General features: G+C 42.1%; 8 protein-coding genes. 2 read left to right on the top strand and 6 right to left on the bottom strand.

Annotated features, from left to right (window positions below; all coding sequences use genetic code 11):
• Window positions 1-6: 6 nt before the first annotated feature.
• Window positions 7-447: a (2Fe-2S)-binding protein gene (locus QFZ48_RS29860; protein ID WP_429047148.1), complete on the bottom strand. Its 441-nt coding sequence runs from the start codon at window positions 445-447 to the stop codon at window positions 7-9.
• 203 nt (window positions 448-650) lie between these two features.
• Here QFZ48_RS29860 and QFZ48_RS29865 point away from each other — a divergent pair, with 203 nt between their 5' ends.
• Both QFZ48_RS29865 and QFZ48_RS29870 read left to right on the top strand, forming a co-directional pair.
• Window positions 651-3869, top strand: a complete 3219-nt coding sequence (locus QFZ48_RS29865; RefSeq protein ID WP_429047147.1) for a ligand-binding sensor domain-containing protein — start codon at window positions 651-653, stop codon at window positions 3867-3869.
• Between the two features lies 1 nt (window position 3870).
• Window positions 3871-4635 (top strand): response regulator transcription factor, encoded by a 765-nt coding sequence (locus QFZ48_RS29870; RefSeq protein ID WP_429047146.1) that lies wholly within the window; start codon window positions 3871-3873, stop codon window positions 4633-4635.
• Window positions 4636-4716: 81 nt separating this feature from the next.
• Here the strand turns inward: QFZ48_RS29870 and QFZ48_RS29875 are convergent, their stop codons facing one another.
• The 5 genes from QFZ48_RS29875 to QFZ48_RS29895 form a co-directional block, all read right to left on the bottom strand.
• The gene (locus tag QFZ48_RS29875; RefSeq protein ID WP_429047144.1) at window positions 4717-6639 is read right to left on the bottom strand and encodes a RagB/SusD family nutrient uptake outer membrane protein; all 1923 of its coding nucleotides are present in this window, start codon (window positions 6637-6639) and stop codon (window positions 4717-4719) included.
• A 32-nt stretch (window positions 6640-6671) separates the two neighbouring features.
• A complete protein-coding gene (locus QFZ48_RS29880; protein ID WP_429065091.1) occupies window positions 6672-9962 on the bottom strand; it encodes a SusC/RagA family TonB-linked outer membrane protein in 3291 nt (1096 codons plus the stop codon).
• 434 nt (window positions 9963-10396) lie between these two features.
• Window positions 10397-11500 carry a glycoside hydrolase family 88/105 protein gene (locus QFZ48_RS29885; RefSeq protein ID WP_429047140.1) on the bottom strand — a complete coding sequence of 368 codons (1104 nt, stop codon included), beginning with the start codon at window positions 11498-11500 and terminating at the stop codon, window positions 10397-10399.
• A 415-nt stretch (window positions 11501-11915) separates the two neighbouring features.
• Window positions 11916-12335, bottom strand: coding sequence for a DoxX family protein (locus tag QFZ48_RS29890; RefSeq protein ID WP_429065093.1), 420 nt, complete (start codon window positions 12333-12335; stop codon window positions 11916-11918).
• A gap of 96 nt (window positions 12336-12431) precedes the next feature.
• Window positions 12432-12836: a VOC family protein gene (locus QFZ48_RS29895; RefSeq protein ID WP_429047136.1), complete on the bottom strand. Its 405-nt coding sequence runs from the start codon at window positions 12834-12836 to the stop codon at window positions 12432-12434.
• Between the last annotated feature and the right edge of the window lie 123 nt (window positions 12837-12959).

Raw genomic sequence — 12959 nt, forward strand, 5'->3', positions numbered from 1 at the left:
TGAACGTTAAGCCTTGCTGATGGCATTTATAATACGTGGATAAACACAGCAGCGACAAATATTTCCCTGCATTGCTTCTATGATCTCCTGCCTGGTGGGTGTTGGATTTCTTGCTTTTAAGGCAACCGCTGAAATGATCATGCCGGAGCTGCAATAGGCGCATTGGAAGGCGTCTTCATCCAGGAACGCCTGCTGTATAGGATGCAGCTGACCGTCTTTTTCCAATCCTTCTATGGTGATAACAATTTTATTTTCCACGCTTGCTACGGGGGTAATACAAGAAGGTGTAGCATGACCGTCTATCAGCACTTTGCATGCCCCACAGGCGCCTTCTCCGCAGCCGTATTTACTACCGGTGAGATTTAAATTTACTCTTAAGGCATCAAGAAGGCTGGTGTTAGCCGGCACGTTCAGGGTATAATCTGTGCCATTTACATTGATTTTCATAAGAGATGATTTAGAATGACGGGAAAACCATTTTTATTCTATAACTAAACTTAATCAAAATTAGGTATTATACCTATTTTCTAACTATCATTCCAGGGCTTGCCATACTCCTCGCCGGATTGTTCAATGTTTTGACGAATCGTACCAAATATAGCATGCACCGCAATCAAGTGATACAATTTTATTTTAAAACCCATAGTATTTTGATATCATTATTTATATTTGAATTCAGTATTATGAAATTCCTCGGTTATATTGTTTTGCTGAATTTATTCTTACCGGTCACCATTTCTCCATGTTATGGGCAATATTATTTTAAGCACTACCAGGTGGATGACGGGCTGGTGCACAATGCAGTGACCGCTGTAATACAGGATAGTAAAGGGTTGATATGGGTGGGGACCCGTGGTGGTTTGAACCGTTTTGACGGGTATTCTTTTAAAGCCTACAAAAACAATAACGATAAATTCGGCAGCCTGGGAAATGATGTTATCAATTCTATCGCTGAGGATAAAAACAGGATGATCTGGATAGCCACCGGCAAAGGCATTTTTAAATATAACCCGTACAAAGAAGTACTCACTGAGCTGGAAACGGTCCCGAAAGAATATACCAATAATCTTGTAATAGACAAGGATAATAATCTTTGGTTTCTCATCCAGTTTTCTCTATACAAATACATACAGGCAGAGAACCGGGTAGAGGATTTAAAAACAAGAGCATCCTGTATTGCACTGGATTCAAATATGAATTTATGGATGGGAGATAATGACGGTAATATTCATATTTACAACCCGAAAACAAAGCCTGGCATAAAGATAAGGATCGTTGATAAAAGTGCTCCTGCAAATGCCCGGTCTATCAGCAAAATATACCCTATCAATAATAACGAACTGTTGATAGGTTGCTTTAAACAGGGATTAAAAAGCTATCATACCCAAACAGGCATCGTTAAATCTTTATCACTGGATGCCGATAAAAACAAAGACATATTTGTCCGCGATATTGCAACGGGTAATGACGGGCAATACTGGATAGCTACTGAATCAGGAATTTACATTTACGACTTAGCCACCAACAAGAGCATAAGCCTGAGAAAACGGCCAGGCGACCCCTATGCCCTGGCAGACAATGCTGTTTATGCAGTATGCAGGGACAACCAGGGTGGTATGTGGGCCGGTACTTTTTTTGGCGGGTTAAATTACTATTCGAAGGTTAATGCACGATTTGAAAAATATTATCCGCTACCGGGTGCTAATGCTATTTCAGGAAATGCGGTAAGAGAGATATGTGCTGACAGCAGCGGCCACTTATGGGTGGGTACCGAAGATGCAGGTATTAACAAATTGAATTTAAAAACGGGCATATTTACAAACTATACAGCCACAGGCAAAAAAGGAAGCATCTCTTACTCCAATATACATGGCCTGCTATCCTGGGGGAACGAGTTATTTATCGGCCCTTTTTTACAGGGCATGGAAATAATGGATATGCGTAGAGGTTTGGTTACAGACCGGTTTAAACTTATTGGTGACAGGAACGGCCCGGTAAGTGATTTTGTAATTTCAATCTACCGCACAAAAAACAATAAACTACTGGTGGGTACTGCATATCGTAATGCAGGACTATTTGAGTATGACCCACAACACAAAACATTTAAGCGCATCAGCCAGATACCATACAACACTTATGTTTATGATATATTTGAAGACTCAGAAGGAAATATCTGGACAGGCAGTGTAAAGGAAGGCGCATTTTATTATAATCCTAAAACCGGCCGCCGCGGGAATTTACATTTTGGTGATACCACTAAGGGAAAGACCATCAACGAATTCCCCGTGTACAATATTTTTGAAGACAGCAACCATGCTTTATGGTTTGCCACAACCGGCAGTGGGCTTATAAAACTAAGCCCCGACCGGAAAACCATCAAAAGATATACAACCGCAAACGGGCTGCCAGGCAATGTATTATACAGTATCCTGGAAGACAATTCAAAACATTTGTGGATCAGCTCATCCAAAGGTCTTATTTGTTTTGACCTGCATACAGAACAGGTAAAAGTGTACACACAAGCCAACGGGCTGATAACGGACCAATTCAACTACAACTCAGCGTATAAACATACCGATGGTAAAATGTACTTTGGCTCTGTTAAGGGTATGATTGGTTTTGACCCGGTTTTATTTAACCAAAGAGAGCCAAGCCCGCCTACCTATATCATAGGTTTCCAAATTAATAACAAAGAAGCAATACCTGGCGGGCATAACAGCCCCCTCTCCCAGTCTGTTTTATACACAGACACCGTTATATTGAAATATGATCAGAACAATTTTAGTATTGAATTTGCGGCGTTGAACTTTTCCTCGCCTGAAGCAACACGGTATAAATATCTTATGAAAGGCATTGACCAGCCCTGGACCTATCTCAATACTAACCGCAAAGCGTACTTTACCGATCTTACCCATGGCACTTATGAATTTATTGTCCAGGCTGAAAGCAACACCGGAAGCTGGACGGGCAAGGAACGGCGGCTGTTCATCAAAATCCTTCCACCTTTCTGGAAAAGCAACTTCGCTTATATTGTATACCTGCTGCTTTTAGGCGTTATAATATTCATCACGGACCGCCTATATCGTCAATACCTGGAGCGTAAAAATTTGCGAAAGCTACAGTTGTTTGAACATGAAAAGGAAAAAGAAATTTACCAGGCCAAAATAGAATTTTTCACCAATATTACCCATGAAATACAAACGCCGCTTACACTGATAGCGGGCCCCATAGAATGGTTGAGCAAAAAATTTGATAAAGACCCAGATGTTAAGAAAACGCTCGCCATAGCTGAAAAAAATACCCGGCGCCTGATAGAGCTGGCCAGTCAACTACTCGACTTTAGAAAAACGGAGGCGGACCAGTTCAGCCTGAATTTTGTAAAAACAGATATTGCCGGGCTGATAACCGATCTGGTAGCGGGCTTTAAAACACAGGCTGCCGCCAACAATATTGAACTGGATATCGCATTACCGGAAAAACACCTTACGGCTTTTGTAGACAGAGAGGCGCTCATTAAAATATGCACCAACATACTATCAAATGCTATTAAGTATGCAGCCACCAGGGCCACCGTTAATATAAACACGGTAAGCGATTCCGACGAATATTTTAAGATTAGCTTTCACAACGATGGCAAAGGTATACCAGAAGAGTTTAAAGACCAGATATTTGAACCCTTTGTAAGAGTACGTGGAAATAATAAGCCGGGCACCGGTATCGGGCTGTCGCTTGCAAAATCGCTCACAGAGTTGCACAACGGATCGCTGCGATTGATTTCCGGCGAAACTGACTTAATTATATTTGAACTGCAACTGCCCATACATCAAAAATTTGAATTTCAATTAAGCAGTTGGAAAAAGATAAAATAGTATGACCGAAAATATTCTTATTATTGACGATAATGAAGATATCCTGGAATTCTTATCTATGGTTTTGAGAGATGCTTACCAGTTACATCTTGCCGCCAATGGAGAAATTGCACAAACCATTTTGGACAAAGAAATTATTCACCTCATCATATCAGACATTATGATGCCGGGAATTGACGGATTTGAGTTGTGCAGGCTCATTAAATCCAATGTTGAATACTGCCATATCCCCATCATTTTATTAACGTCTAAAAATACGTATAAGGCTCACATCGAAGGACTGGAGGTAGGCGCAGACGCCTATATACAGAAGCCATTCTCATCAGAATTGCTGCAGGTACAGATTGCCAACCTGCTTAAAAACCGCCGTAAGATAAAGGATCATTTTGCCAGTTCGCCTTTTGAGGATGTAAGGGTAATGGCGCATTCAAAAACAGATGAAGCCTTTCTAAAGAAACTGGATGAATATATCAAAACAAATATTGAAGACCCCAATATTGATATTGACATGCTTGCCGCACACATGTTCATGAGCCGCACCACCTTATATCGCAAGATCAAATCCTTGTCCTCGCTATCTCCAAAAGAACTCATCGACATCACCCGTCTTAAAAAAGCCGCCGATTTAATTGCTAAAAATGAGTTTTCATTTTATGAAATTTCAAAGATGATAGGTTACAGCTCGCAAAGTCTATTCAGTCGTAATTTTCAGAAGTATTTCAAAATGTCGCCACTCGAATACTTTGATTCATTGCCAAGAGAGTAAGCAAGCCTTGTACGCCTTCATTGGGAAGGCGTACAAGTATTTCCATTGTCCTGGGAGGTGACCGTGACTGTACCTCTCTTCTTAATCTTTGTTTTCATCATTAACGGCATCTTCCCATTTCGTCCACATCTCCACGCCCTGTCCATAACCGTTATAACCGGGGTTTTGGCGGAGTTTTCCATACAAATTTGCGTCGATCGCCGATTGAGGAATGGGCCAATAGATATTATGTGGCGCTATGGTATAGGATCTGCCCTTTACAGTTACTTTGTTTTTGTTGTAATAATTGCTGTAATGCTGTATGCGCTGATACCAATAACTGTTTTCTGAAAGGGTATTCACATTATAGGTATTCCCCCATTCATCTGCTTTACCGCTTAAGGCCAGGCTATATGACATACGGCTTAGCTCCATGTGCCGCCACTCTTCCATCCATAATTCCCGGGCACGTTCATTGGCAATATCACCAATAGTAACAGTAGTGTATAACTGCTGGCATTTTGCTCTTTGTCTTACAATATTTACGTCTGCTGTAGCTGCGCCAATATTCCCTTTATAAAATTGGGCCTCGGCACGGAGCAGATAGGTTTCCGCAAGGCGATAGCAATACCAGTCTGCCGCCCCACCCTTATTGTTATTACTTGCAGCATTGCCAATATGATCAGGATCGTTTACGAAAACTTTGTAATGCGGCCAATCGAACCAGCTACGCACCGTATCGGTACATAAAAGTTTATTGCCATTGTAAAGCCGCAGGTTTTTACCGAAATACAATGCGTCTGAAGGATCATTGTATTTCAGGGAATCCATTCTTGCCCAATTGCCCACGCTGCTGTTGTGTCGCAGGTCTCCGGCATCATTAATCCCGTTTACGTTCCAAAGATCGTGTTGTGCAAAATAGGTAGGGCTAATCATTGCAATACCACGCCCTACAGCCGAGTTATAATCGAGGTTGGCCCGGTAGGAGCTGCTTGATGAAGCGTAGCACTGCATAAATTTCCCAGCAGGCGACACTAAGGTAGAGATATTCCACATCGGCCCCCAATTCCGCATGGTGCGCATTTTTATTGCGGCATCTGTATTATCACGGTTGGGCATAGCAAGAATGGCTTCTTTATTTGTCAGGATACATTTGTTCACAGGGCGGTGCAGGTCCCATATCACGTTCCGCGTAATATGCCAGGTGCCTTCCAGTGGGCTTTCAAACGTACCAAATGTGTTTGTCATTAAGGAATAACCTGAATTATTAATTAAAGAATCAGCTTGTGCAATTGCCTTGTCCCACTGACCGGTAGCCAGGTAGCATTTGATCAATAACTGGCGGCAGGCGCCTTTATTAATCATGCCTATATATGACATACTGGACTGATCAGGTACCCATTGCACGGCATCTTCCATATTTTTGGTGATCATTTCCAAAATAGCTTCACGACTGGTGCTTTTATAGTTTTGCTTGGGAGAAGAAGGGATTTGGGTTATCAGCGGAACATTGTTAAACTGAAAGCACAGGGCGAGATAACGAAAAGATCTGTGAAAGTAAGCCCTGCCAATATATTCACGTTTTGTAGCTTCATCCAGGCCGGGAACTTTATCAATAAACGAGGTGATTGTATTGGCATACTTGATACCATTATAAGTTTCCCCCCAGAAATAGCTCAACATGTTCACATCATTAGTGTACATACCATCTGTTGGAGTAAGGCGTGTAGCCACATCCGCAAAGATACTTCCATCATCTGTTTTACCAGCTACCGCCATGTCTGACAACATATACTCGGTATTAATGGGCACCGAAATATCCCTGGTCGTGATGTAGCTCCAATAGCTCCGCAGATGTTTGTCACACATCCCTATTGCAGCATCCAGTCCCGACTTGGTAGAGAAAGTAGTTTCGGGCTCATAAAAAGATAAAGGATCCGGTTTAAGATATTTCTTACTACAGGCGGCAATCATTGTTGATGCCATCACCAGGAAGAAAATTTTTCTTATATAGTTATTTTTCATTTTTGGTTTTTTTATTTCCCCTGCGTAAAAGTTTAGAATGTCACGTTTAATCCAAGCGTGTAAATTCTCGGTGCAATGTCACCAGTTTCTATATCCCAGTAGTCCCAGTTTTTGTCCTTTCTCCAAACAGCTACATTGCGAACGGTTGCATATAGTTTCAGGTTTTCAATGGCTGCCCGTGAAATAAGTTTGCGGGGCATTGTATAGCCAATTGTTACATTATCAAGCCTGATAAAAGAACGATCGAATACTCTGCTGGGGGCAGCAACTCCGGAAGGACCTCTCGCATCCAGCCGCCCAAAAAAATCACTCGGATTATCAAGCGTCCAATATTGTTTTTGATAGGTATTGGCATTGTATGTAACCAACGAAACACTATTATCCTGGTTCAGGTAAGAAGTACTTAAGCTTTTACTGCCCCAATAAGAATAGATATTGAATGAGAAGTTGAAGTTTTTATAGGTAAAATCATTTCGCAACGACCACATAGTAGGCGGTGTAGTCTGGCCCAGGAATTCCTTATCCTTATTATTATAAACCGCCGTTGTAGTTCCATCGGCGTTTTTAATATCATCTGCCGTGTAATTGTTAGCTACTTTAGGATCGCCGGGGCGCTGGCCGTACTTAGCCGCTTCTGTAACCTCATCCACCTGCCATATTCCCGTTACACGGTAGTTCCAGATGGCACTGGCCGGTTGTCCGATAAACCATCCGTTGGATATATCATCAGATTCTTTTGAGGTCACTACATTTCCATTGGCATCTAACACATCCTCGTACCGGTAATAAAGATGCTTAATCGTATTTTTATATTTCGAAAACCCCACTGTAGTATTCCAGGTAAAGTCAGGCGTTCTTATATTTTGTGTGTTGATCGAAATCTCGAAACCTTTGTTTTGTACTTCCCCTAGGTTGGTGGTGATACTCGTAAATCCTGAAAAATCCGGTAACGATTGGCTCATGATCATATTGGTGGTGGGCATGTAATAATAATCGAGTGTACCGGAGATCCGGTTATTTAAAAAAGCGAGATCCAGTCCGATATTATATGCAGTAGTTTTTTCCCATTGCAAATTGGGGTTTGCCATACGGTCAATTCTTAAATAGTAATACTGGATATAATTACCGCTGGCATCTACGTATCCCTGAGTGGTTGCGCCGTTTGCAAGGTTTGCCAATGCTATATAGGGATTGGCAAGCGACCTGTTTCCATTTTGTCCATAAGACAAGCGCAATTTACCATTGCTCAATGGACTCCATTGAAAGAATTTTTCATTAGTAAATGTCCAGGCCAAAGCTGCCGAAAAAAAAGTAGCCCTTGGATTCGAAGTGCCGAAAGCAGAATAGCCATCACGGCGCACAGAGGCTGTCAGCATATAACGGTCATCATACGAATAAAACACACGCGCAAGCATACCATCAGCAGTTTCATGAGAATCGTCCGTATTAAAACTGCTGTTAAGCGGATCGCCGGTAGAAGTTTCGTGGAATCCCAAGGCATCACTTGGTAAAATATTACGTGCATTAATAGCATCGCTCCAATACCGCCGTTCTTCTGCTTCCTGAACCAGGGTTATATTTACCTTATGTTTTTGGGCAAAAGTTTCTTCCCAGCTGATCGTATTATTCAAAGACCAGTCGAAACGCTTTCCCCAGTTCCGGTCAACACCATGATTAATTGGCAGCCAGTCGGGATGCTCCGAGGATTCAAAATAGCGGTTATAATACCACTGATACCTGGGAGAAACATTAAAAGAGTACTTGATATTAAAGGGCAGTTTTACTTTGGCAGAAAGAATGGTATTCAGAACAGTATAGCCTCTTTCCAATTTCATATACTGTTTATTGAAATCAAAATTATATCCTTTACTGGCAGTCATTTCATCGCCCATAGGATGTACTTCCAGGTTTCCATCCTCATCTTTATAAGATGCAAAAGGGCTGTTATTAATAATCTGTGATCCCCAGTTAACCGCAATATTTCCGTCGGACCGGTCCTGAAAATTAACATTGGCGCTAATATCCAGCCAATCGGTGACCTTTCCGTCCACTTTTAAGTTGGAGCGTACTGCCCTGTAATTATCACCCACAACCACTCCCTGGTTAGACAAATAACCTGCAGACAAATAATAATTTATTTTATCACTGGCGCCGGATACGCTGAGGTTATAATCCTGGTTAAAACCAGTACGGAAACTATGGTCATACCAATCGAAGGTTTTACCTTTCAGATAGTTATCCAATGTTGTATATTGAAGACCTAACCGTTTAGCCCGGATTTCGTTATCAGGTGCGTTACCTGTATTTGTTGAATAGGCTCTCCATTCGTCGATAGTGATACCGTATTTCTTCAGCGTTTCATCGGTAGGCATTTCATAGTATCCCAGCTTACCCGCTGTTGCCGTTTCTGATATATAAGGTTCATAGGCTCCTGTTGCTGAATTGATGCCGTAGGTACCAGCCATGTACCAGTCCTGCCGGTATTTCATATAACCGTCGGGGCCAAAAACCTTCCTGTTTGCGGCCATATCAGAAAGCCCGAAATTGGTTGTCAGATTAACAGTCGGCTTCCCCTTTTTCCCTTTTTTTGTAGTGATGATAAGAACCCCGTTAGCTGATTTCGCTCCATAAATTGCAGCAGCTGATGCATCTTTAAGGATATCAATCTGATCAATATCATCGGGATTAATTTCAGACAATTCTCCATAAAAAATCATACCATCCAGTATCAGCAAAGGATCATTATGTCCGCCATCCGTATAAACGGAACGCTGTCCGCGGATTCGTATGGTACCTCCTCCTTTTGCAGAGGCATCGAAACCTACACTCACACCAGGTGTTCCGCGTATGATATCCTGAACTGTTTTAGGATTCTCGTCTGCAATCTTATTTGGGCGGATAGAAGTTATTGCCCCGGTAAGATCTTTTTTCTTCATAGTACCATAACCAATCACCACCACATTGTTCAGGTCATTGGTAGCTTGTTGCAGTATAATAATCAAAGGCTTTCCATCCGGTATCACCTCTCTGCTGACATAACTTACGTGTGATGCTCTCAGGGGCACTCCTTTGGCAGCCTGAATGCTAAAATTACCCGATACATCTGTTTTTGCAATCACGGTTGTTCCCTTAGCGGCGATTGTAACATCAGCTATTCCATGACCGAGAGAGTCAGTAACCCTGCCGGTTATACTTTGATGTTGTGCATGGGCACAAAAGGGAAACAGCAGAAACAATAAAGCCCAGAATAATCCAGGCAATAAGAACATCTTACACAAAGAAGAGGCATTGCTTTTCCCGGTTGCTGTATAATTTTTCTCCATAATGATCAGTTAGTCGTTATCGCGGTGAAATTTATAATGCTGTATTGGGTTATAGAGACCCATGGTTGTTTTAATAGCCACAATCGTTAAAAAGATTAATAGAATAATATACATACGCCGCCAAGGCACGTAGTTCTTTGAAAGTTTTCATTCTTTGAGATGCGTGGAATATTCACCGGCGCGACTCCTGGCCAATTCATAAGTGGACACACATATTTGTGGATAATTATTAATATTAATACTGTAACGCGAAGTAAAAATTCTTTTTTGATACGTTTTATTCAACTTTTTGTCGAATCATTCCAAAGTAAGGAAGCATAGAAAAGGGAGGTGTTAAATCACAGGTGCGCGAAAACAGCTTTTCAGGATAAGCCGTTGGCGTCATGCCCCTGTGCAGGGGCGCCAACGCCAACGGCAGTTATAAAACTCTCCAACTATTTTCCTAAAAGTGCAGCTGCGCACCAGAGATAGGGTGCTTGGCCGTGAAGGTCACCTGCATTACGTGGGCGATCGTGGTAATACTGTTTATCATTCTTTTTGCCCGTGCCAACGCAAACTTCGGTCACATTATTACGTTCATCGATATACGAAACCATAGCTGTCCATGCTTTTCGCGCTGCCGGAGCGTACTCCGCCGCATCCAGCCATCCTTGCTTAACGCCTGTAATAAAAGCATACGTGAACATAGCGGTGCCGGATGTTTCCGGCCAGAAATCTGCTTCATCAATAAGCTGGTTCCACATTCCATTGGGCCTTTGGTGCTCCTTCAGACTTTTCATCATGGTAAGATACCCTTCCATAATGCGTGGGCGGTCTTTGTGATCTTTAGGCAACTCACGAAGCAGATCGGGCATACCTACTGCCATCCAGCCAGCTCCTCTTGCCCAGTAATATGGAACATCCGGAGCATGATAGAAAAGCCCGTTCGGGCGTTGCAGCTCATCCAGGTAGCGTACCATTTCCTTTGCCGCCCTGTCAATATATTTGCGGTCGCCGGTTACTTTATAGGCTTCATTTTGCACAACAGTAATCATATACATATCATCGATCCACAAACGGGTTTGCCACGAATATCCTTTATCCGCCCAGGCTTTTTCTTCCGGATTCGCATTCTTTGGCACTTCCCACTGCGTATCGGCGTAGGCCAGTCCGATTTTCTTATAGCGTTCGTCTTTTGTTACCTGATAAAGTTTCAGCGCAACGCTGCCAAACATATTGTAGTCCACGTGATTCATGGGAGGCAGTAATACTTTCTCCCGGGAGAAGAAGGGCTCAAATTTATCCTGTAAAAGCCTGATCAGCTTTTGGTCTTTTGTTTTTATAGCGTAGTCCAAGGCGCCATTCCAGGTACAAACTTCGGCATAGTGAATGTACCTTCCTGCATAGAGTTCATGCCTGCCGTCCACGAAGTGATAGGCCAATCGTTTGCCCACCTCGCCAGGTGTAGCTCCCTTTGGAAATTTGGTCAGATGATCCTGCTGGGCAAACAAAAACTGAAAAGATATCATTGCCAGCAACGATAAAAATAATTTACTCATAACGCTTTTTTTGTAGAACTTATTTAAATTTTAGTGATTATTTCCAATGCTTTGAACGACCGCCTCATACTTCATCCAGTGTATGCTGCTGGTATATTTCAGTTCTGAGATCGTGCGAAGAAATGAAATATCTCTTTTAAATTTTGTTCAGTTTTTTGTCGAATTGATCCTAAAAACCGGCGTGAGGAAGAATAGCGGGAATGTAAGGCAACAGCCGTGGATGGCAGGAATATTTATAACCAATGGATTACTTAGCAAAAGATAGATTCAGGGCGTTTTTCTGTCCCGTATGAAGAACGTGGATAAAATAAAAAGAAGCTGCCTCATTTATTTATGAGACAGCTCCTTCTTTGTCGCCCTGACTACCGTACAAAATTCGAACTTACTTCTGCATGGCTTTAGGGGAACATTCTTTTTAAGCTATGCTTCCCCGCATTACCACACCATCCTCCTTTTTTTCGCTCTTAGCGATCTGCATTTTATTTCTGTTAAAATAAGATAGCGCCAGCACAGCCATCACACCCACAGGCAGTAGTATAAACCCTATGTTCCCATCTACAACGGCATGACTGATGATAGCGAATACCAGGTTGAACGTAAGTCCCGCATAGGCCCATTCCTTTAACCGGTCCGGGATCGGGGGCAACAATATAGCTAATGCGCCTGAAAATTTCAGAATGATCAGCGCAACTGCAAAATAGTCAGGATAACCAAGTGGCTTCGTTCCTGCATTGGTATACTGTGGTGCAAACAATAAGGTACTGATGGGCATGATACCTTCAAACAGGAATATAAAAACAGTTGACACCCAAAAAATAATTTTAGCCTTTTTCATTTTTGTATAATTTATTTTTGAACACTTAATATCAAACTGATATAGTACATGTCAACGACGTTAACCAACGGGCTGGGATTTCGGCCTACATCATGGTTAACCGGGGAACTTGCTCATATCCATATATAATACCTCCCAATGGTTACCATCCTGATCGCTAAAGCTTCTTTGCTGCATAAAGCCGTAGTCCTTTGGCGAATTGGGCTCGCTTCCACCGGCACTTAAGGCAGCATCTGCCATGGCATTTACTTCCTCCAGGCTGTCGACTGAAATGGAGTTGATCACACCAATGTCTGTTTTAGTGTCAATGATTTTTTTGCTTGTAAACTGCGAGAACTTGTCATGGGTCAATAGCATCGTATAAATTTCTTCACTTAGTACCATACAGGCGGCAGTGTCGTCCGTAAAATCCGGATTGTTGGTAAAGCCAATTTTGGTATAGAATTCCATTGCCTTTTTAAGGTCAGTTACCGGTAGATTGATAAAGATTTTCTTTGCCATGATGTGTAATTTTAATTGTTAGTTCGATGAAACAAAGGTGGTCTAAATACATGGGACTGAGGATACATAAATGCGTCAAATTAGGGGGGTGAAAATGACAGGGATGTATTATCTTTACTTTTA

This window comes from Chitinophaga sp. W2I13, assembly GCF_050434005.1.
Taxonomy (GTDB): domain Bacteria; phylum Bacteroidota; class Bacteroidia; order Chitinophagales; family Chitinophagaceae; genus Chitinophaga.

What these genes read in the sequence shown, in the direction of transcription:
- QFZ48_RS29875 (WP_429047144.1), bottom strand. Translation starts at nt 6,639, where the DNA reads ATGAAAAATAACTATATAAGAAAAATTTTCTTCCTGGTGATGGCATCA.
- QFZ48_RS29895 (WP_429047136.1), bottom strand. Translation starts at nt 12,836, where the DNA reads ATGGCAAAGAAAATCTTTATCAATCTACCGGTAACTGACCTTAAAAAG.
- QFZ48_RS29880 (WP_429065091.1), bottom strand. Translation starts at nt 9,962, where the DNA reads ATGGAGAAAAATTATACAGCAACCGGGAAAAGCAATGCCTCTTCTTTG.
- QFZ48_RS29870 (WP_429047146.1), top strand. Translation starts at nt 3,871, where the DNA reads ATGACCGAAAATATTCTTATTATTGACGATAATGAAGATATCCTGGAA.
- QFZ48_RS29885 (WP_429047140.1), bottom strand. Translation starts at nt 11,500, where the DNA reads ATGAGTAAATTATTTTTATCGTTGCTGGCAATGATATCTTTTCAGTTT.
- QFZ48_RS29890 (WP_429065093.1), bottom strand. Translation starts at nt 12,335, where the DNA reads ATGAAAAAGGCTAAAATTATTTTTTGGGTGTCAACTGTTTTTATATTC.
- QFZ48_RS29860 (WP_429047148.1), bottom strand. Translation starts at nt 447, where the DNA reads ATGAAAATCAATGTAAATGGCACAGATTATACCCTGAACGTGCCGGCT.